The sequence below is a fragment of the Lysinibacillus sp. ACHW1.5 genome (assembly GCF_022014815.1).
In the GTDB taxonomy this organism is placed as follows: domain Bacteria; phylum Bacillota; class Bacilli; order Bacillales_A; family Planococcaceae; genus Lysinibacillus; species Lysinibacillus capsici.
Map to the genome: position 1 here is coordinate 294,314 of NZ_CP091777.1, position 20,728 is coordinate 315,041.

The window sequence follows — 20,728 nt, forward strand, 5'->3', positions numbered from 1 at the left end:
CTAGAAAAGAGTTTTGTTAAAACCTATTGCTGGAGCTTGCTCTTTTTACATTCGATTCACAGTCTGTTTACAATCAAAGCGTACAATGAACCATAATAACCAATTGAAGAGGTGCAGGGATGGAGTCTGTAGTGGGACAAAGTATAAAAACAAGTAATATAGTTTCTTTTTTTAAATATTTATATGGTCAGCATCAAAGTAGTTCGTTATATATGAAACGTTTAAAGGCATTGAAACAAATTATTCAACATAACGATTTACATACATACTTTCAGCCTATTGTAGATTTACAGTCACAGCAAACAATAGGATTTGAAGCCTTAAATCGACCATTGCCCTCCACATTATTTAACAGTGTGGATCAGTTTTATGAGTTTGTAGGGCAAACAGATTGTGTTTTTTTATTTGAATGTTTTTGTAGAAATCTTTCCTTGCAACGTTTTAAGGAACGTTTACACAAAGACTTGGTGAATAAAAACTTTTTAGTGTTCCTTAATATACATCCCAATGTTTTATTAGATAAAAAATATCACAGTGGTGAAACGCTACAATTATTGAAGGAGCTTGGAATTAAACCTCAGCAAGTGGTTTTTGAATTAACTGAGCGGAGTGCAGTAATAGATTTTGTGGAGTTTGAACGTGTATTATCACATTATCGATCACAGGGCTATCGTATTGCCGTAGATGATGTAGGATCAGGCTATAATAGTTTAAAAACGCTCATCTATTTAAAGCCAGAATTTATTAAGCTAGACCGTTCGTTAATTCAATTCATAGACCAAAATAGTGAACAACAGCAACTCGTCACATTGTTAATGAAATATGCTGAACAAGCCAATACTAAAATCATCGCTGAAGGGATTGAACGACAAGAGGAGCTTGATTATCTCCATCGTATTGGCATTCATTATGCACAGGGCTATGCGATAGGAAAGCCTGCAAAGGAAATATATATGGGGAAAATAAGGGTGGGTGACCATGAAGATAGGGGAAGTCATTGAGAAAGTTCCATGTATTGATGAATTTGTGAAAAATAAAGAAGTAGATGTACTTTTTACAAGTAATCCATCGTTGCGTAGCGTTGTTGTTGTGCGTGATGAAAAACCAATTGGACATATTACACGCACACATTTCTATCAAAAAATCGGTACTCGGTATGGCTATCATTTATTAATGGAACGTCAAAATCAGCTGATGATAAAGAAAAACCCTTTAATCGTTGATCGTAATACACCGATCACAGAGGTTAGTACATTAGCCATGGCTAGACCTCCTGAGGATTTATATGATGATGTCATCGTCACGAAAAACAATCTTTATTATGGCATGGTTAGTATTCGAGAGTTATTGTTAAAGCTTGTTGATACACAAGTAGCCATTGCAAGCTTCCTGAATCCATTAAGTAGTCTTCCAGGCAATAAATTAATCGATGAAAAGTTAGAGGAAGCACTTCAGCTATCGCAATATAGTTTAATCTATTTTGATTTAGATCACTTTAAAACCTACAATGACACTTATGGCTTTAATAAAGGCGATAAAATTTTACGGTATTTAACAGAAATACTAAAAAGACATATCTGCGGCGTAGAGGATTTTTTAGGACATATTGGTGGAGATGATTTTGTAGCCATTCTACCTTATTACGAGGTAGAAAAGATGTGTCAAAAAATTATTGATGACTTTGATGCCAACATACTTAGTTTTTACGAGTTAGAGGATCTAGCATATGTTCAGGTGGCTAATAGATCTGGAGAACTGGAGCCTTTAACATGTACATCCTTATCCATTGCCATAATTACGAATGAATATCAGTATTTTGACTCTGTCGAACAATTATCCAATGCGGTAACACATGTAAAAAAGCAGTGTAAAAAAATAGCGGGTAGTTGTTACCTCATTAATAAACAACAAAAATATTTTGTTCATTAGCAAACTATGCTAGAATTATGGAACCGATATGTAAAATATATGAAAATTTAAATAAAATTGATAGATATTTTGGTTACAGGAGGTTTAGATGGATTCAAGAAGACTGCACATTTGGCAACCCGTCACTTGCTTAGAAAGAGCCCAAATCATTAATGCCACATTGAATTATACAGATCGAGGGCTCTGCTTAACATTAATAGATCGAAACAATACAGAAGTTGATATTATTTATGATAAGATGTCTCCTATTCAAGATTATGTTTGGTCTTTTCGCTATACTGGAGAAATCCCACGATCTGATTTAGTAGACATGGTCACTGAAGCCATGACCCAAGAACAATCTAAAAATTCTTCAGCAGAATGGTTTTATAAAATGAGCAATTCAGATTATATAGAATGGTTTGATCAACTTCCGTGGATTGGAAGCAAAGAAATTCCTACCGTAGAACATCATATCTATTGCTATAATGACGGTGTGTTTGACATCATTAGTGACTACGAACCAAGATTTGTAATTAGAAATAATGCTTAAAAGGCTGCCCCTGCACTGTTAAAAACTAACAGTATAGGGGCAGTTACTCATTTGTCACCAAATGTAGTGGCATTGATTAAACTAGCTATACATTTACAAACATTCTTTATGACTTTTCCATGATTAATCCTTTGCCAGAGGATGATTGTTACGCCATTTTTCGGGGTATAATTCTTAGCAAGAAAGCTTTTTGTTATAGGAATTTATTAATCTTAATAAAACATACTTGAATTATAGGGATTATGGGTATATAATTCGATTACATTATTATAAAACATCTTAGGAGGCATTCCATTGTCGAATTTACAAATCATTCTTAACGTAGCAGTGTTACTTGTGTTCGTTGGAATTTTATATGTTATGAATAAAAAGCACGTTAAGTTTTCTAATCGTGTTTTTGCCGGTTTAGGCTTAGGGATTGTACTTGGTCTTGGACTTCATTTTATTTATGGTCTCGATTCTGAAGTATTAGCCAAAACAACATCTTGGTACAATATTATCGGTACTGGGTATGTGAAACTGCTCCAAATGGTAGCAATGCCATTAGTGTTTATCTCCATTTTAATTGCATTTACTAAAATGAAGATTGGTAAAAATTTCGGAAAAATGGCAGCACTTATTTTAGCCATTTTAATCGGTACAACAGCCGTTTCGGCAGCTGTAGGTATTCTTTCTGCAACAGTCTTTGATTTAGATGCAACACAAATTTTACAAGGTGACGCAGAAACTGCACGTGGTCAATACCTTGAAGAAAAAACAACGGGCTTAGCAGCTCCTGATTTACCAACACAAATTATTGAGTTATTCCCAGCAAATCCGTTCCTTGATTTAACGGGTGCTCGTTCTACTTCAACGATTGCGGTTGTAATTTTCTCAGCATTCCTTGGTTTTGCTTATTTACGTGTGGCACGTAAGGATGAGGGAACAGCAGCTACAATTAAAAAAGGATTGGATGCCATCTATGCCCTTGTTATGGGTGTTGTAACAATTGTATTACGCTTAACGCCATATGGAATTCTAGCGATTATGGCTCGTACGGTAGCAACATCTGATTTTGGAGCTATCTATAATTTAGGTAAGTTTGTTATTGCTTCTTATGCAGCTCTATTTATTGTTCTAATCGTACACTTATTAATCATTACATTAAGTGGTTTAAATCCATTTACGTATTTGAAAAAATCGGCAGAAACATTATTATTCGCCTTTACATCTCGTTCTAGTGCTGGTACTTTACCGATGAATATTAAAACGCAAACAGGTCGTCTTGGGGTATCTGAGGGGATTGCAAACTTCTCAGGCTCATTTGGATTATCAATCGGTCAAAATGGTTGTGCAGGTGTATATCCTGCGATGTTAGCCATTATGATTGCACCGACAGTCGGCATTAATCCACTTGACCCTGTGTTCATTATTACAGTTATTGCAGTAGTAGCAGTTAGCTCATTTGGTGTAGCAGGTGTTGGTGGTGGTGCAACATTTGCAGCTATCCTTGTATTATCAGCACTTGATTTACCAATTGCTTTAGCAGGTGTATTAATCTCTGTTGAGCCTTTAATTGATATGGGTCGTACAGCGTTAAATGTAAGTGGTTCAATGACTGCTGGTGTTACAACAGCGCGTATTACTAAAGAATTAGATACAGAAATGTATAATAATAAAGAATTAGGTGCTCAAGTAGCAGACCTATAAGGTCAAAGAAGCCCCGTTAAAGGTAAAACTTTAACGGGGCTTCAGCTTTATACGATTTTTACATAAAAATCTTTACCGTTGATTAATTCAGATATCTCAATCTTATAATTTTGTTTATAGTAATCATAAATATTGTAGGCTAAACCGGAGTGTCCATTCAAATAGGTTCCCTTTTTAATCTCTTTACGTGGATTATGGAAATCAAAATATAAGCGTGAATCATGATTCATTGTATTTAAAATAGCAAGAAATTCTTGTTCTTCAATATGAATTCCCCGTGTATACCGACATTCTCTACGATACGTATCATGTGACACATTTACGGGAGAAGCTTCAAGAATCATTTCAATATGTTTATTCAAATGATGACAGCTCCTTTCAAATTATAGGTAAAAACCATAAGAACAATCAGCTTTTATTACTTCTAGTATATAATTGTCAGAAAATTATATCAATATTTTTCTACCAGTTTTGCTGTTGAATTTCTTCAGCTATTAATTGTAAGTCATAGGCAGTTACTGATAAAAGATTATAATCATGGGACTCCATATATTTTTCTGCAAGCCTTTTGATATATTTGGGTGAACCCTCATTTTCTTCATCATAAATTAATAAAAGTCCATCTGTATTTTGGATAATAAATTTGTCCTTCTCAATAAATTGCCAAGGAGCTTCATATGGTTTTTTGGTCACGCTTGTGACAAAATCAGCTTGGGCAATTAAAGCTTGATACTTTTCTTTTTTATGATCTTGCCAATTTTTCTCTTGCTCTAAAAAAGGTGTGATCACAGCGTATTTTAAAAATGGAAATTCTTTTTTTAACATTAAAACAACTTCAGCACTCCAAGTTTCTACGCCCTGCTGGCCGCTGATAATCACCCATTCGAGACCTTCATCAAGCAGTGTACGTAGTTGAGCTTCCAATGCTTTTTTTATGATGACAATACCGGGATGTTTATCATTAAAGATACCAAGCTCATGTGGTTTATAGCCAGTAATCATAATCCGATGTAACAACGAAATACCCCCTAGGCTGTATAGTTGTAATCCTAGTATACAGCAAGGAGGCAAATGAAATCGATATTGTCTATGAAAAGGCAAATAGTGTTAAAATTACTGCTACAGCTGCACAAATACCTAAAAACCACCATGAGTCTGTAAAGTCTTCTTTTGTGTCACTATTCATAAAAAATATTCCTTTCTAATTTGCTTGTTTGAGGGGTTTACTTTACTTGACCAGTCCAAGACCAATTTGTCCATATTCGTAAGATTGTTTCAAACGGACCACGTTTAAATTTCTTTAAATAGGCAAGGCTGAAAACACATTGCAGGCTATAAACAACGATTCCGAAAAGGATTCCGCCAAAGACCCCTAATTTGCCATATAAGCCAAGGCCATAGCCATAAAAAACAGTTGTACAAATGATGGTTTGTAGTAAATAATTGGTTAGTGATAGTTTGCCAACGCTCTCAAATGCAGGAGCTAGTAGTTGAACTGGACGGGTGTTATAAATGTATGCTGCGAGGCAAACATAGCCAATCGCTAATAACTGGGAGCCACCCATTAATAAGATAGAAGAAAATGCACTTTTACTTTCTATAAAACTTACACTTTTACATACGAGCCCTATGGGTACAAGGAGAGCACCTAGCTTATACCATTTCATTTCCTTGTTCATCTCCACGAAGGCCTGCTTCTTAGCAAGTGCCATCCCAAACAGGAATAGTGGTGCGTAGAACATAGGTGCAAAAATTAATATAATGAAAATAAATGAAGAATCCTCCATTCCTGGTACTTCGGCATTAGCTCTAAAATCAAAAATTTCTAAGTAGCTGCCGTTAGCGTAAACATCATCCGCTTGCTCGATGTATGTGTCTATTTCTTTTTGTTCTTTTTTAGACGTTTCCATAGAGCCGTATGTTAACGCTGTAGTTAGTACAAATAGGATACCAGCCCAAATAAATAAAGTTTTTGGTTTACGATTAATAAATGGGATTAAAAATAACATCATACAGCCATAAGAAAATAGAATATCGCCTTCCCACAATAAAATAGAATGTAATAAGCCAAGGGCAATTAATCCTGTTGCACGACGTAAAATAGACCAACGGCTTTTATTCTTTTTTCTGCGGATGGATTCAATTAATTTAATAAGTGAGAAGCCGAATAAAATAGTGAAGATGGGCATAAACGAGCCTTCAATCACAACTTTTACAAAATATAAAGCCCCGTTATCTAAGGTAGAAAGATTTTTTAATTCATCTTTGCCGTACATCCCGAATTGGAAGATTAGCAAATTTGCCATTAAGATGCCAAATAAACTAAATCCACGCATTGTATCAATGAAAGTAACACGATTAGTTGTCATTGCGTTTTATCTCCTTAATTGGTTATCTTATACATATAATAAATAGGGAAGCTTATGGTGAAATAATGACTACCTTAAAGTAATCTTAAAAGTAGGTGAGGAAATGCAGGAAGCATCAATTTTAGTGTTAGAGGATGAACGTGCCATTGCTGAAATGATTGAAATCATTTTAAGAAAAGAAGGAATTAACAATATTACCTTATGTAATACAATTGAAGAAGCGAAAGATGAAATGAATACTAAAACATTTGACTTTTATCTATTAGATATCATGTTACCAGATGGAAGTGGGCTGGATATTGCGAATAGTATTCGAGAAAAAACGGACGCTCCTATTTTTTATTTAACCGCAAAAAGTAGTGATGCAGATAAGCTTCGTGGTTTTATGAATGGTGCAGATGATTATATTACAAAACCATTTAACCCCTTAGAGCTTGTAGCACGAGTAAAGGTGCAGCTAGTCCGTTATATGAAGAAAAAAGGCGTATCAGAAAATCACATATTTACTTGCAGCCGTTTTACATTTGACATTGATGCAGCAGAAATTGAGGTAGACGGTGTAAAGGAAATAATCAGTGGTCGCTTGTTTCATTTATTAAAATATTTATGTGACAATGCAGGGCAAGTGTTATCAAAAGAGCAAATATACGAACGTGTATGGGGTGATTGTTTATTTGATGATAATACAGTGATGGTACATATTAGAAAGCTACGAGAAAAAATAGAAAAAAATCCTGGAAAACCGACATGCATTATCACTGTCAGAGGCATTGGCTATAAGCTTGTTGGGGACATTTCTTCATGAAGCCTGCTGGAAAATTAACACTCCGCTTTGTTTCGTATTTCATCATATTCTATCTATTGATCATTTCAGGTTTTATTATGAGTTTGGTGTTTTTTGCTATTTTTATCAATGACCGTGTTGGTGACAACATTCATGTGATGAGCTCCTTTGAAATCGAAGATGATGCAGTTGTAGAGCAAGGGAAGACAGTTAAAATTGCTGATTATTTAGTGAAGAGAGCTGAAGAAAATGTTGGACAGCTTTATTTATTTGATCCAACCATGACGATTGTTGATTATACAGGAGATACATGTGGTCTATGTGGAAAGTCAGATAGTGAAATATTGGCATTGCAGCAACCAGGCATGCATACATGGGAATTGCCGAATTACTACTTATTATTTCTTCCAACTACTCCTGTGCAACCACTTTTTGAGGATGCGCTTGAAAACTGGACAGCGACAGGGGACATTTCAGCTTTAACACAGCAACGTCTAAAAGAAAATAAAGCTAGTGTTGAAATTTATGACGAGCAATGGAATCGAATTGAGGTCATAGGCGAACGTTATGAGAAGCTAAATAAGCCACAATTACTAGAGGAAAAATACGATATTTTCGAGCATGCGGAGCTGAAGCAAAGTACAGCCTTAGCCAACGATAAGACATTTGTTGTAAGAATGCCTAATCCATCGTATAAGCCATTTGAAGAGCCTTTTAATAAGGCAATGGTACTGTTTGTTTCTATCTTCTTTGGGGGACATATTATTTTGCTGTTGGGGGTTATTTTCTTATCTATTAGTATTTCACGTCAATTCGTGCGACCACTTGTCTATGTGATATCGCGCATTGAGCGACTTACCCAATTCGATTACAGTGAGATTAGTGACAAAAAAATTCATCATAAAAAGACAGGGAAGTTGAAAAGAAAATTTAAACTGTTCCAACCTGTAGAAGAGTCACTCAATCACTTATCGGAGCGACTTGATTCAAATGAAAGGCAAATCAAGCATGCAGAGCAATTACGGGAGGAGTGGATAACCGGTTTATCGCATGATTTAAAGACCCCGTTAAGCTCAATTTACGGTTATTCAACGATGCTGGCATCGGAGGATTATGAGTGGACAAAGGAAGAGATGCGTATTTTTGCACAGACCATGCAGGAAAAGGCAACCTATATGGATGCACTTATTCAGGATTTGACGTATACGTATCAATTAAAAAATAAAGCCATACAGCTAGATAAAGTGGTACTGCCGCTAGCAACATGGCTACCACAATTTGCAGACGAACAGGTGTGTGTGAAGGTGGATGGTGATGTGTTGTTACAAGCGGATGAGCTTTTACTCAAGCGAATAATGGATAATTTAATTACCAATGCGAAAAAATATACCCCTGAAGGCACGAAGGTAATTGTGGAAGCACAACATACTGGTAAAGAAGTAATGCTTACCATTGCTGATCAAGGACCTGGTATTCCACAGGAGGAGCTCGATAATCTATTCGAACGCTATTATCGAGGTACGAATACAACAGACGATATAACAGGAACAGGGCTAGGACTAGCCATAACGAAGCAGCTCATTGATTTACACAATGGCACAATTAGTGTCCGTTCAGGTCAGGATGGGACAATCTTTGTGCTAAAATTTCAATGTCATTAAGGTGAATCTCTGAGCTTTCTTAAGACTGTACAAAGGTCTGTCATAGAACTTAATTTCATTCAACAGAGTAAAGAGGTATCAAAGTGTTCATTTGATACCTCTTTTTTTATTTATTTTTCGTACATCGTTCAGCGGGCTGTTCAATTTTTACGTAACGCCATAAGTTATTGGCGATGTCACGGGCTTCTGCGATATGTTCTGTGCCGACGAAGGCCTTACGGAAAGGTGTAAGAAGTGATTCGATGATAAAAAGCTTCGGTTTTTCTTTCTGCAATTCTTCTAATAAGAATTGTGCATACTCCGAACCTTCCATTGTTTCATTATTCGATAATCCCTTTGTAAATCCTTCTAGTTGTTCAATAACCATTTCTTTTGTAACGGTTTTATAGTTCACGACATTTTGAATGGTATTGATCATTTCAACACTTACGATAATCTCTTTCGACTCAAGCATAGTGGGTATAATTACGCTAATATTGCGCAATGCTACACGTACAATAGCTTCTCGATTGATATATTTATAATCGGCAATAAAGACAGCGCGTAGAGTGAGGTTAATCATTCCGAGTGTTTGAACAGCACATTCATAGCTAATAGGGCTAATCTCTTCTCCAAAGACTTGTACTAGACGATTGGCGAGCCATTCTAATTCTTGTAAATGGTAATTAATAATAATTTTTTTTAGTTCTTTATCTCTTGATTGGAAGATGGATTCGAATATCTGTACTAAATTATGTTCACGATTGACATACATGAGAACAGCGACTTGCTGCGTCAATACCTCTAAATCTGTAGGGTCCTTGCCATAAATGAGTTCATGGCGACGATTACTAGCTTCTTCGCGACCTTCATCTAAGATGGCGATTAAGCATTCATTTTTCGAAGTAAAATGATTATAAAATGTACCTTTAGAGATTTTAGCCGCATTGATGATGTCATTAATCGATGTATCTAGAAAGCCTTTTTCAATAAAAAGTTCGCGTGCTGCTGTTATAATTTGTCTTTTTCTTTTGTTCATAACCTCACCTTTTTTATAATATTATACTCTTATTCTACACTTGAAACGCTTTTATATCAACGTTTATAAAAAATATAAACTTATATGTTGAAAAAAGTAGACTACGAGTATAAAATAAGTTTTATCGTAAAACACAAGAAAGAATTGAGGGATATAAATGAATAGTGAGCAAACAATGAAAAAGCCCCCTTATGGCATGATAGCTATTCTATTTGTGGGTGCTTTTGTTGCTTTTCTAAATAACACATTGTTGAATGTGGCATTACCAACAATCATGAAAGATTTTGGGATCACCTATTCAAAAGTACAATGGTTAGCAACAGGGTATATGCTTGTGAGCGGTATTTTAGTGCCTGCTTCAGCATTCTTTGTGACACGCTTTAAAAACAGACATTTATTTATTACAGCGATGTCTATCTTTACAATTGGTACAATTATGGCAGGTTTCGCTCCTAATTTTGGCATGCTACTAGCAGGTCGAATGGTGCAAGCAGCCGGAGCTTCTAGTATGTCACCACTTTTAATGAACGTTATGCTAACAAGCTTCCCGAAAGAAAAGCGTGGGGCAGCAATGGGGATCTTTGGTTTAGTTATGATTATGGCGCCAGCAATTGGTCCTACATTATCAGGGTATATTGTGGAACATCATGATTGGCGTATGCTTTTCCAAATGATTATTCCATTTGCTTTAATTAGTTTATTATTTGGTGTTTGGAAACTAAGAAACGTGATGGAGACACGTGAAGTTCACTTAGATTTCCCTTCAGTACTTTTATCAACAGTTGCATTTGGTGGTATTTTATACGGCTTTAGTACAGCAGGAGATAAAGGTTGGTCAAGTCCATGGGTATATGGCACAATTACGATTGGCTTCATTGCTTTAATTATTTTCGTTGTTAAACAGCTGAAAATGGATGAGCCATTACTGGAATTACGTATTTATAAATATCCAATGTTTGCTTTAGGGTCTGTAATCTCAGTTATTATCTCTATGGCAATGTTCTCAGGGATGATTTTAACACCAGCATATGTACAGTCTATCCGCGGTATCGAACCATTTGAAGCTGGCTTGATGATGCTTCCAGGAGCTCTTGTCATGGGGATTATGTCACCAATCACTGGTAAGCTTTTCGATAAATTTGGTCCACGTGTGTTGGCTATTGTTGGATTAACGATTACAACAATCGCAACTTTCGGTTTAACAAAGTTAGAAATTGATTCAAGCTACACATATATCGTATCGATGTATACAATTCGTATGTTCGGTATGTCGATGGTCATGATGCCTATTATGACAAACGGTTTAAATCAACTACCACAAATGATGAATCCACATGGTACAGCCATTAATAATACATTACAGCAGGTATCAGGAGCAATCGGTAGTGCGATCCTTGTAACATTTATGAATAATCGTACAAAAGTTAAAGCGGAAGAATTAATTGCAGAAGCGAAAGCAAATGCTGCACAATCAGGAGCAGCGCCTACAGCAGAGCAAATGCAACAAATGCAAGATCAAATTATGCAAACTGCCTTATTAGATGGTATTACGCATTCCTTCTTAATTGCAGCTGGTATAACAGTGATTGCAGTGGTACTTGCCTTCTTCTTGAAACGCGTAAAAGTTGAAAGCGCAGCAGCGTCAATGGATTTAAAAAAACCAACTAAATAATCAAGAGTATCCCTAGCCAGTAAATAGTTACTAGCTAGGGATTTTTTATTGAGGACATATGAAAAAAAATTTTAGGATTGGTGTTATTTTTCATCATTTTATTTTATATGATAATACTAATTTACAGAAAATTTAGACATTTAATAGTGGGGTGCTTGCTTGGTAGATGCATATATGACTGGCTTAGTGAAAGAACGAAAAATTCCAGGTGCTGTATTAATTGTTCAACAGCAAGAAAGAAGGCTATTTTCAGGCAATTATGGAGCCTATACAGCTGAGGATGGCAGCGAGCAAGTTATTTTAAGTAATACGTTGTTTGATTTAGCCTCCTTAACAAAAGTTGTCGCAACACTCCCAGCTATTTTACTCCTGATGAGTCGAAATCAAGTTTATATAACAGATCCAGTTCAAACCTATTTGCCTGATTTTAAATATCCTCTTATTACAATCCAGCATTTATTGCAGCATTGCTCAGGATTGCCAGCAGATTTAACACCTGTAGTCAAGAGACAGCAGCATAAGCGTGACATCCTGCAGGAGGTACTGACAAGTGATGTAGTTTGGCAGCCAAATGAACAAGTGCAATATAGTGATTTAGGTATGATTATTCTAGGAAAGGTGATTGAGAAAGTTACTGGCATTTCATTAAAAAGTTTTGTAGAGCAAGAGATTTTTAAGCCATGGGGCATGCATCATACATGTTTTCAACTGCCTGTGCATAGAAGGATGCTTGCAGCATCTACAGAAATGGTGGCAGGTCAATTTGTGCAGGGAATAGTCCATGATGAGAAAGCTTTTTTACTAGATGGTATTGCTGGTAGCGCAGGTTTATTTTCATGTGTAGAGGATTTAGCAAAGTATGCGGAAATTTGGTTGGGGATCAAGCAACAAAGTGTAATTCCATATGAATGGTTAGAGCTTGCCTATACGAAAACTTTTAAAACGAGGGGACTTGGCTTTGAAGTATGGGGAGGAGATGAAGCATCATTTTGTTTTGGTAGGAGGTGGAGCAAGGGCTCATTTGGTCATACAGGATTTACAGGCACGAGTATTTGGATGGACCCTGTAAAAAAGGCATTTGTCATTTTACTAACGAATGCTGTGCATTATGGGAGAAATACAAACATGGGAAGGATTAGAGAGAAGCTTCATACGATGATTTATGAAAAATTACTGATATGAAGGGTGGATCTGCTGGTATGAGACAAAAGAGTAAATGGTTATTGCTGCTTCTTTTATTACTCATTGTGGGTTTAGTAGGCTGTAACAAGAATGAGAAAATAACGACCTCAACAACACCTGATAATGAAGAGAAACCGAAAACGGAAGAGGTCTCCCTAACAATAGGGAGTTGGCGCACAGAAGATGTTGCCAAGTATGAAAAAGTGATTGCTTTATTCAATGAACAACATCCTGAGATACATGTTTCATTTAATCCAACTAAAAATACTGAATATAATACAGTCCTCAATACGTCATTACAGGCTGGAGAGGGTCCAGATATTTTCCACTTACGTCCCTATGCAGCTGGATTGAAGCTTGCGGAGGCAGGTTATGTTGAGAAAATAAACGACTTAAATGGATTGAATGTATTTCCTGAAGAAGCATTAAAGGCTTCTCGCGATGACCAAGGGAATCAGTACGGTGTACCAATTAACTTAAGCTCTACACAATTTTTTTATAATAAGAAGATTTTTAAAGATAATAATCTTGAAATTCCTACTACATGGGATGAATTCATGGCATTAAATGACCAATTATTAGAAAAGGGTATTACACCAATTGCAATGGGTACAAAAGAAGGCTGGCTATTATCGTTGCTACATGGTATTGTCGGTCCTGCTGTTTATGAGGGCAATGACTTTTACACAGCAGTGCTCGCAGGAGAAAAGGATTTTACAGATCCGAAGTTTATTGAATCAATTCAAGTAATGAATGACTTGAAAAAGTATTTTCCTGTCAATTCAGAAGGCTTAGGAATGGATGATATCCGTACTTTGTTTGCACTAGAAGACGCGGCTATGTTCCCGTTAGGTAGCTGGGAAATTCCTGTTGTATTAGAAATGAACCCAGATTTAGATTTAGGTTATTTCCCTATTCCATCTAAAGAGGGTAATACAACGGTGACGACTTGGGTAGACGGCTCATTTGCGATCAATGCTAATTCGAAAAATAAAGAAGCGGCTAAAGTATTTTTAGAATTTTTAACAACTAAGGAGTTTGGTGAGTTGTTTGTAAAAGAGTTTTCGATGATCAGTGCTATTCCAGGTATTACCTCTGATGATGCATTGTTAAATGCTATTAGTCATTCGACTGCCAATGAAGCAACGCCATATATGTGGGTAACTAATTTTACTGGTGGGGACCCAACAACAAAGAGCTTGCTTGAAAGTGAGCTACAAGGCATGTATTTAGGTCAAGTTACGCCTGAAGAGGTTGCCAAAAAAATACAGGAAAACGCTAAAACTTGGTTTACGCCATTTCAAAAATAATGAAAGCATCAAGTCAGCAGACCCCTGAAGTGCTATAAGGAGTTTAGGGGTCTCGTTGTTTCATGATTAGTAAAAGGAGGCTACTCATGATAAGAGAATATACAGCTCCATCAGTAAGAAGGAGGAAATCGAGAGTAAGGTGGACTATCCATCTTTTCCCTATTCCAGCACTGATAATCTATGGGTTGTTTGTGCTTTATCCGATATTAGCGGCATTATCCTATAGTTTTTTTGAATGGAAAGGGATGGCTCGTGGTGATTTTATCGGTTTCCAAAATTTTGTGACGCTTTTTACGACAGAACCCTATGGCTCCATGTTTTGGAATGCCTTTAAACATAATGTCCTCTATTTTGTTGTGCAAATGATTGTGATGAATGGATTTGCCTTCTTTATTGCCTTTATTATTTATCAAAAAATTAAAGGTGCAGAGTTTTTTAAGGCTGCTTTCTTTCTACCGCGATTATTATCAGTGATTGTTGTAGGTTTCTTATGGAAGCTCATTCTAAATCCAAATTTCGGTACTTTAAATGTCATTTTGGAGAAATTAGGTCTTGAAACCTTGCAAAAGGCTTGGCTGGGTGATCCCAAAACGGCGTTAATCGCCATTATTTTAGTCAATTGTTGGTTTGGATTAGGTTTTGGTGTCTTAATTTTTCTTGCTGGCTTTCAAGGGATCCCAAGCGAGTTAGTCGAAGCTGCAAAGTTAGATGGCGCTAAGGGCTTTACTTTATTGCGTACGATTTACTTGCCTTTAATGGTGCCATCAATTATGATCATGGGCATTTTAACATTTATCCAATCGTTTGAAGCATTTGAATTAGTATATGCAATGCAGGGCTCCATGGGAGAGCCGTACTATTCTACAGATACGTTAGCCGTGTTTTTCTATCGCTTAGCATTTGGTAGCTCTACGGCTTCTGGCACAACAGCTATTGGGTTGGGTTCGGCGTTGGCTACAGTACTATTCTTATTTATATTAGTTTGTACGACGCTATTTTTACGCTTTGCCAATAAAAAGAATGTTCAAATGTAAGGGGTGAGTATAGTGAAGCAAGGCGCTATTTGGGTTCGACCATTTTATTATCTCGTGGTGTTTACAGTAGCGACCATTAGTTTATATCCAATTTTGTTAATGATTTTATCTTCATTTAAACAGAGCGTGGATATCTATAAAAATCCATTGGGTTTACCGACTAGCTTTAGCTTAGATACGTACCGTACATTATTAGCAAAAATTCCATTTACCACATACTTTCTAAACAGTCTATTTGTCAGTATTGTATCTGTGATACTAATAGTGGTTGTTTGTTCACTGGCTGCATTTTATATTGCTCGCTTTAAATTTTCTTGGAATCATGCATTGTTCTTTATTTTTTTATTAGGCATGATGATTCCTATAAAATTGGGGATTGTCCCGCTCTTTATATTAATGCGTGATTTAGGACTGATCAATTCCTTATGGTCTTTAATTTTGATGAACATGGCGACAGGTATTCCATTATCCATGCTGATCTTAACTGGCTTTTTTAAAACAATGCCTTATGAATTAGAGGAAGCAGCCCGTATAGATGGGGCGGGGAACTTAAGAGTTCTTTGGCATGTAATGTTACCGTTAATGAGACCTGCCCTTGGAACAGTGGTGATTATAAATTTTATTGCTTCATGGAATGATTTCTTTTTCCCACTTATTTTTATTACAGAAAAAATGAAACGGACGATACCTGTTGGAATGATGTCACTTTTTGGGGAGCATTCGGCAGATTGGGGCTCTCTTTTTGCAGGTTTAACATTAGCTTCATTACCAATGATCCTATTATTCTTTATTGCCTCAAAGCAATTTATGGAGGGGCTGACGGCTGGTGCCATTAAATAGGGAATACATTATTGGGGTCGATGGTGGTGGGACGAGAACTCGTGCAGTGATTGGGACAAGAAAAGGGGAAGTGCTGGCTTTTGTTGAAGGAGCTGGAACGAATATAAAATCAACGCCACCTGACGAGGTAAGGCTACATATTATCAAGCTCCTTGCCACGTTACTACAAAAGATAGATGCAACAAATAATGATATTGCTGCGGTGTTCTTATGTGTGGCAGGGGGCGATCGCCTGTTAGATAAAGAACGCTGGGAGCAATGGATTAGCTTCCTTTTCCCTGCTAGCTCCTGTAAGATAACCATCACCAATGATGCGGTAGCGGCACTTACTAGCGGCACATTTACACAGCAAGGGATCGTTGTGATAGCAGGGACGGGTTCCATCGTATATGCAGTTGGAAAAAATCATCAAGTTAGTCGTGTTGGAGGATGGGGTTATTTATTAGGAGATGAGGGCAGTGGCTACTATATAGGGCAAGAGGCATTGCGATTGATTACGCGACATTACGATGTTATTGGCGTGAATGAGGATCTGTTTACAGCGACTATTATGGAGCAGCTAGCATTAAAGAATCCTACTGAAATTATTACGCATGTTTATGAGCATCCACAGCCACGTGTACTCATAGCCTCCGTAGCTCGTGTGGTGTTGCGTTTAGCAGAGCAAAATAATGATAGGGCACAAAAAATTATTGAACACGCTGCTCATCATTTAACTCATTTCATCCAAATAATGTTGAAAAAAGAGCCTCAGCTAAAAGGTGACTCTATTGTCCTATGTGGAGGTTTATTCGAAAATTTTTATTTTGTTCAATGCTTTCGAGAAAAATTACAGCTTGCTAAAATACCTAATCAACTAATACAACCAGAGGTGCCACCTGTTATAGGAGCTTTCGTTAATGGACTTCTCAGTGAAGGAATTCCAATCACAGAGGCTTTACAACAAAAGGTAAAAGGAACTTGGATGAGTATCCATGAAAACTAGTGTGGAGGGATTTGATTTCAATGGAACGAATGACAAAACTGACGACTGAAGGCTATCATCCAGATACGACAAATCTAGATTTAATGTCCACTATTGAAATTATAAAGCTGATGAATGAAGAGGATAAAAAAGTACCATTAGCCATAGCAAAGGTTTTACCTGAAATCGAGCAGGCTGTCACAGCTGTTGTGGATGCACTAAAGAATGGCGGTAGATTATTTTATGTTGGTGCAGGAACAAGTGGGCGAATTGGTTTGCTAGATGCCGTAGAGTGTCCACCTACATTTAGTACATCACCAAAGCTTGTGCAGGCAATATTGGCTGGAGGAGCAGATGCAGTAATGATTGCCATAGAAGGTGCAGAAGATGATCTTTCATTAGGAGAGCTTGAACTACAGAAACAACAGCTAACAAACCGAGATGTAGTGATAGGGATTGCAGCAAGCGGTCGAACGCCTTTTGTCAAAGGAGCATTAAACTATGCTCAACAACTAGGGGCAAAAACAATCAGCTTAGTGAGCAACGCTCATTCTATTATTAGTAAGCATGCAGATATTGCAATAGAGGTGATTACAGGACCAGAAATTTTAACAGGTTCTACAAGACTAAAGGCTGCAACAGCTCATAAACAAATATTAAATATGATTACAACGACAACCATGATTAAACTTGGAAAGGTCTATAAAAATTTAATGGTGGACGTTCATGCTAGTAATTTTAAATTGCGAGAGAGAGCCAAACAAATCGTCTGTGAGGTAACGGGAGTTTCTTATAGTCAGGCTGAAAGTGTTCTGGAGCAAAACAATTATCAAGTAAAGCTCGCGATTGTGGTGCTACTGACGAATACAACGATTGAAGAGGCGACGGAATTACTTGCTCAATCAGAAGGGCATGTGCGGAGAGCGGTGGCACTAAAGAAATATTGATGAAGGAGGTACATGGATAACTTCCTTTTATCTAGAGATGGAGCTGGAAAAATGGAAAAAATAAATGCGGGTTTAATTATGCTTGCTGAAATGTGCGAAAAGCTTCCACTCTCCGAAAAAAAGGTGGCAAGCTATATATTAGCACACCCAACACAGGCTATAAAAATGACAGCGGTTGAACTAGGAGAGGCAAGTCAAACAAGTAGTGCCGCAGTTATTCGTCTATGTAAATCGTTAAATATTAGTGGTGTTCAAGAGCTGAAATTGCGCATTGCTGGTGATTTACAACATGCTAAAATTGAAGATCGAGATATTGAGGCGAATGAAGTGTTGCCATCGATTGTAGAGAAGGTAACGACGCAAAGTAGTGAAATTTTGACACAAACAGCTAATTTAATAAATATTGCTGAATTAGAGCGTGCCATAACGGCCTTATCACAAGCTGATAAAATTATATTTTTTGGAGTGGGTGCATCAGGTATAGCAGCAATGGATGCAGACCAAAAATTTTTACGAATCAATAAAAATAGTAGGGCATTTGTGGATTTGCATTTAGGCGCTACAGCCGTTGTTAATACACAGAAGGGGGATGTAGTAGTAGGTATCTCCTTCTCCGGAGAAACGCACGAAGTGGCTAAAATCCTTGAAATAGCTAGCCAAACACCAGCCACTACAATCAGTTTAACGCGCTACGGTAGTTCACTAGTGTCTAGCCTAGCAGACATTTGTTTATATGTCTCTCCAAATGTTGAAGCAACTTTTAGAAGTGGTGCCACTTCCTCACGTCTAGCGCAGTTACTTGTCGTTGATATTTTATTTATGGGGGTAGTGACGAGTGCCTATGAGCAAACAGTGGATCATTTAGATGAAACACGTTCAGTTATTCAGAGGTTGCATAAAAAAGTGGCTAAAAGAAAAAATAAAATAAAAACATATTAAAGTTTGTATGTTTAGACTGTAGACAAAAGCTATCGAGAAGTTTTCTCTCGATAGCTTTTGATATTTTTCTTTCCCGGAAATAAAACGAATTCTGGTTTGGAGGTAGATAGCTAGATGTAATGCCATTACCCACTTTTCTTAAATCTTTCTTATAAGCAAAAACATTGTAATGATATTGGATTAAATGGTAGGTGAGTTAGTCTGTTTGGGAAAAAATACATTTTTTAACCTAATTTTAACCTTGTTATTGTAATGTGCTAGGTAAAGCAATATTTTGTAAGGAGGTTTTAAGGATGGAACAATATGTCGGAGAAATTCGATTATTTGCTGGTGATTATGCCCCAGATGGCTGGGCTCTTTGTAATGGTCAACTATTATCTATTTCCGAAAATGAAATACTTTTTTCTTTGATTGGCACAACCTACGGGGGAAATGGTCAATCAACCTTTGCATTACCAAATTTTCAAGGCAGGGTTATAGTACATCAAGGACAGAATCCAACTACTGGTACTACCTTTGTCAATGGTCAAATGGGAGGGGCGGAAACCGTCACTTTAATCTCTTCACAGCTTCCCGCACATACACATCAGGTAAAAGCTTCTTCTCTTGATGGCACAACACCTAGTCCAGAAAATGCAGTTTGGGCAAAAAATATACAATATTCGACACAACCACCAAATGGCACAATGAATGCCGCCATTGTTTCAAGTGTGGGAGGAAACGCTCCTCATAACAATGTAATGCCGTTTTTAACAATTAGTTACATTATTGCCCTTTACGGTATGTATCCAACAGAATAGGAGGTATGAAGGATGAGTGAACAATATGTAGGTGAAATACGATTATTTAGCTTTGGGACAGTTCCAAGCGGATGGGCAAGATGCGATGGGCAAATATTGCAAATTAATACAAACCAAGCGCTGTATTCAATTTTAGGAGCAACTTATGGTGGAAATGGCTCTACGACATTTGCATTACCTGATTTAAGGGGAAGAGTCCCAGTTCATGTAAGCAGTAGCATCACACGTGGACAAAAAGCAGGAGAAGAAGCACATGTATTAACAACTAATGAGATGCCGACTCATACACATATTGTTAATGGTAGTTCAGAAAGTGCTACGTTGAAAGTGGCTGCTGGAAATGTATGGGGTACATCTGCTAATAATATTTATTCTGTCAATCAACCAAATACTATTATGAACATGCAAGCATTGTCAACATCAGGAAATTCGCAGTCACATCAAAATATGCAGCCATACAGTGTCGCTAATTACTGCATAGCTTTAGTAGGAATTTATCCATCAAGAAATTAGAAAAAAGGAGGTGGGCAAAGTGTCAGAAGCATATATTGGAGAAATTAGAATATTTGGCGGTAATTTTGCACCAAAAGACTGGGCTTTGTGTGATGGTCAGATAATAAACATTGCCTCGAATAGTGCATTATATGCTATTTTGGGTAACAGATATGGAGGAGATGGTAAAACAACCTTTGCATTACCAAATTTAAATGGTAGAGCAGCTATTCATCAAGGAACAGGTGTAGGTTTAACGCCTAGAATTATAGGGAGTAGTGGTGGTGCACCCTCTGTAACGCTGTTGGAAAATGAGATGCCTAGTCATAATCATCTAGCAAATTGTAACAATCTTCAAACCACTAATAATGATCCAACGGGTGCAATATGGACAGATCAGCAAGGGAAAGGAACTGTCCCAGTTTATACGTCACAAGTAAATAAACAAATGAATCTAATGACGGTTAATGCTGTTGGAGGAAGTCAACCACATAACAATATGCAGCCATATTTAGGACTGAACTTTATTATTTGTTTATATGGGGAATGGCCTCCTAAGAGTTAAC

At 37.0% G+C, this 20,728-nt stretch carries 21 protein-coding genes; 17 read left to right on the plus strand and 4 right to left on the minus strand.

All coding sequences use genetic code 11. The annotated features are described in order from the left end of the window. Positions 1-119 precede the first annotated feature (119 nt). From L6W14_RS01415 to L6W14_RS01430, 4 genes are all read left to right on the plus strand, one after another. Positions 120-1,001 (plus strand): EAL domain-containing protein, encoded by an 882-nt coding sequence (locus L6W14_RS01415; RefSeq protein ID WP_131522398.1) that lies wholly within the window; start codon positions 120-122, stop codon positions 999-1,001. Continuing rightward, complete coding sequence (locus tag L6W14_RS01420) at positions 979-1,929, plus strand: GGDEF domain-containing protein (protein WP_131522399.1); 951 nt, start codon at positions 979-981, stop codon at positions 1,927-1,929. Before L6W14_RS01415 ends, L6W14_RS01420 begins: the two co-directional genes overlap by 23 nt. Before the next feature lie 88 nt (positions 1,930-2,017). Then, the gene (locus tag L6W14_RS01425) at positions 2,018-2,461 is read left to right on the plus strand and encodes a hypothetical protein (RefSeq protein ID WP_131522400.1); all 444 of its coding nucleotides are present in this window, start codon (positions 2,018-2,020) and stop codon (positions 2,459-2,461) included. A gap of 294 nt (positions 2,462-2,755) precedes the next feature. Beyond that, the gene (locus tag L6W14_RS01430) at positions 2,756-4,150 is read left to right on the plus strand and encodes an L-cystine transporter (RefSeq protein WP_131522401.1); all 1,395 of its coding nucleotides are present in this window, start codon (positions 2,756-2,758) and stop codon (positions 4,148-4,150) included. 47 nt (positions 4,151-4,197) lie between these two features. On the opposite strand, the gene L6W14_RS01435 is transcribed toward L6W14_RS01430, so the two are convergent. The 3 genes from L6W14_RS01435 to L6W14_RS01445 all read right to left on the minus strand — a co-directional run bounded on the left by L6W14_RS01435 (position 4,198) and on the right by L6W14_RS01445 (position 6,519). After that, entirely contained in the window at positions 4,198-4,512 is a 315-nt protein-coding gene (locus L6W14_RS01435; protein ID WP_131522402.1) for a hypothetical protein, read from the minus strand. Between the two features lie 100 nt (positions 4,513-4,612). Next, positions 4,613-5,152 carry an SLOG family protein gene (locus tag L6W14_RS01440; protein WP_371824166.1) on the minus strand — a complete coding sequence of 180 codons (540 nt, stop codon included), beginning with the start codon at positions 5,150-5,152 and terminating at the stop codon, positions 4,613-4,615. 221 nt (positions 5,153-5,373) lie between these two features. Beyond that, complete coding sequence (locus L6W14_RS01445; protein WP_237899135.1) at positions 5,374-6,519, minus strand: DUF418 domain-containing protein; 1,146 nt, start codon at positions 6,517-6,519, stop codon at positions 5,374-5,376. A 103-nt stretch (positions 6,520-6,622) separates the two neighbouring features. Here L6W14_RS01445 and L6W14_RS01450 point away from each other — a divergent pair, with 103 nt between their 5' ends. After that, a complete protein-coding gene (locus L6W14_RS01450; RefSeq protein ID WP_131522405.1) occupies positions 6,623-7,324 on the plus strand; it encodes a response regulator transcription factor in 702 nt (233 codons plus the stop codon). After that, positions 7,321-8,964 (plus strand): sensor histidine kinase, encoded by a 1,644-nt coding sequence (locus L6W14_RS01455; protein ID WP_131522406.1) that lies wholly within the window; start codon positions 7,321-7,323, stop codon positions 8,962-8,964. Before L6W14_RS01450 ends, L6W14_RS01455 begins: the two co-directional genes overlap by 4 nt. 106 nt (positions 8,965-9,070) lie before the next feature. On the opposite strand, the gene L6W14_RS01460 is transcribed toward L6W14_RS01455, so the two are convergent. Beyond that, complete coding sequence (locus tag L6W14_RS01460) at positions 9,071-9,982, minus strand: TetR/AcrR family transcriptional regulator (RefSeq protein ID WP_131522407.1); 912 nt, start codon at positions 9,980-9,982, stop codon at positions 9,071-9,073. A 157-nt stretch (positions 9,983-10,139) separates the two neighbouring features. Between L6W14_RS01460 and L6W14_RS01465 the strand changes: the two genes are divergently transcribed. The 11 genes from L6W14_RS01465 to L6W14_RS01515 all read left to right on the plus strand — a co-directional run bounded on the left by L6W14_RS01465 (position 10,140) and on the right by L6W14_RS01515 (position 20,727). Beyond that, complete coding sequence (locus L6W14_RS01465) at positions 10,140-11,654, plus strand: DHA2 family efflux MFS transporter permease subunit (protein ID WP_131522408.1); 1,515 nt, start codon at positions 10,140-10,142, stop codon at positions 11,652-11,654. Between the two features lie 159 nt (positions 11,655-11,813). Continuing rightward, a complete protein-coding gene (locus tag L6W14_RS01470; protein ID WP_237899137.1) occupies positions 11,814-12,836 on the plus strand; it encodes a serine hydrolase domain-containing protein in 1,023 nt (340 codons plus the stop codon). Positions 12,837-12,853: 17 nt separating this feature from the next. Then, positions 12,854-14,146, plus strand: coding sequence for an ABC transporter substrate-binding protein (locus L6W14_RS01475; protein WP_131522410.1), 1,293 nt, complete (start codon positions 12,854-12,856; stop codon positions 14,144-14,146). A gap of 86 nt (positions 14,147-14,232) precedes the next feature. Continuing rightward, the gene (locus L6W14_RS01480) at positions 14,233-15,180 is read left to right on the plus strand and encodes a carbohydrate ABC transporter permease (RefSeq protein ID WP_237899138.1); all 948 of its coding nucleotides are present in this window, start codon (positions 14,233-14,235) and stop codon (positions 15,178-15,180) included. A 12-nt stretch (positions 15,181-15,192) separates the two neighbouring features. Continuing rightward, on the plus strand, positions 15,193-16,020 hold the full coding sequence (locus L6W14_RS01485) for a carbohydrate ABC transporter permease (protein ID WP_131522425.1): 828 nt from the start codon (positions 15,193-15,195) through the stop codon (positions 16,018-16,020). Then, positions 16,007-17,005 carry an N-acetylglucosamine kinase gene (locus L6W14_RS01490; RefSeq protein ID WP_131522412.1) on the plus strand — a complete coding sequence of 333 codons (999 nt, stop codon included), beginning with the start codon at positions 16,007-16,009 and terminating at the stop codon, positions 17,003-17,005. The genes L6W14_RS01485 and L6W14_RS01490 overlap by 14 nt, the downstream gene beginning before the upstream one ends. Before the next feature lie 20 nt (positions 17,006-17,025). Beyond that, positions 17,026-17,931 (plus strand): N-acetylmuramic acid 6-phosphate etherase, encoded by a 906-nt coding sequence (gene murQ, locus L6W14_RS01495; RefSeq protein WP_131522413.1) that lies wholly within the window; start codon positions 17,026-17,028, stop codon positions 17,929-17,931. Between the two features lie 51 nt (positions 17,932-17,982). Next, positions 17,983-18,870, plus strand: coding sequence for a MurR/RpiR family transcriptional regulator (locus L6W14_RS01500; RefSeq protein ID WP_193767444.1), 888 nt, complete (start codon positions 17,983-17,985; stop codon positions 18,868-18,870). Between the two features lie 293 nt (positions 18,871-19,163). Next, positions 19,164-19,670: a phage tail protein gene (locus tag L6W14_RS01505; protein ID WP_131522415.1), complete on the plus strand. Its 507-nt coding sequence runs from the start codon at positions 19,164-19,166 to the stop codon at positions 19,668-19,670. Between the two features lie 12 nt (positions 19,671-19,682). Next, positions 19,683-20,183, plus strand: a complete 501-nt coding sequence (locus L6W14_RS01510; protein WP_131522416.1) for a phage tail protein — start codon at positions 19,683-19,685, stop codon at positions 20,181-20,183. 19 nt (positions 20,184-20,202) lie between these two features. Next, entirely contained in the window at positions 20,203-20,727 is a 525-nt protein-coding gene (locus L6W14_RS01515) for a phage tail protein (protein WP_066038390.1), read from the plus strand. Position 20,728 lies beyond the last annotated feature (1 nt).

Excerpts from the sequence above, each read along its gene's own strand:
- L6W14_RS01415 (WP_131522398.1), top strand. The coding sequence starts at position 120 with ATGGAGTCTGTAGTGGGACAAAGTATAAAAACAAGTAATATAGTTTCT.
- L6W14_RS01420 (WP_131522399.1), top strand. The coding sequence starts at position 979 with ATGAAGATAGGGGAAGTCATTGAGAAAGTTCCATGTATTGATGAATTT.
- L6W14_RS01425 (WP_131522400.1), top strand. The coding sequence starts at position 2,018 with ATGGATTCAAGAAGACTGCACATTTGGCAACCCGTCACTTGCTTAGAA.
- L6W14_RS01440 (WP_371824166.1), bottom strand. The coding sequence starts at position 5,152 with ATGATTACTGGCTATAAACCACATGAGCTTGGTATCTTTAATGATAAA.
- L6W14_RS01445 (WP_237899135.1), bottom strand. The coding sequence starts at position 6,519 with ATGACAACTAATCGTGTTACTTTCATTGATACAATGCGTGGATTTAGT.
- L6W14_RS01450 (WP_131522405.1), top strand. The coding sequence starts at position 6,623 with ATGCAGGAAGCATCAATTTTAGTGTTAGAGGATGAACGTGCCATTGCT.
- L6W14_RS01455 (WP_131522406.1), top strand. The coding sequence starts at position 7,321 with ATGAAGCCTGCTGGAAAATTAACACTCCGCTTTGTTTCGTATTTCATC.
- L6W14_RS01460 (WP_131522407.1), bottom strand. The coding sequence starts at position 9,982 with ATGAACAAAAGAAAAAGACAAATTATAACAGCAGCACGCGAACTTTTT.
- L6W14_RS01465 (WP_131522408.1), top strand. The coding sequence starts at position 10,140 with ATGAATAGTGAGCAAACAATGAAAAAGCCCCCTTATGGCATGATAGCT.
- L6W14_RS01475 (WP_131522410.1), top strand. The coding sequence starts at position 12,854 with ATGAGACAAAAGAGTAAATGGTTATTGCTGCTTCTTTTATTACTCATT.
- L6W14_RS01480 (WP_237899138.1), top strand. The coding sequence starts at position 14,233 with ATGATAAGAGAATATACAGCTCCATCAGTAAGAAGGAGGAAATCGAGA.
- murQ (WP_131522413.1), top strand. The coding sequence starts at position 17,026 with ATGGAACGAATGACAAAACTGACGACTGAAGGCTATCATCCAGATACG.
- L6W14_RS01500 (WP_193767444.1), top strand. The coding sequence starts at position 17,983 with ATGGAAAAAATAAATGCGGGTTTAATTATGCTTGCTGAAATGTGCGAA.
- L6W14_RS01505 (WP_131522415.1), top strand. The coding sequence starts at position 19,164 with ATGGAACAATATGTCGGAGAAATTCGATTATTTGCTGGTGATTATGCC.
- L6W14_RS01510 (WP_131522416.1), top strand. The coding sequence starts at position 19,683 with ATGAGTGAACAATATGTAGGTGAAATACGATTATTTAGCTTTGGGACA.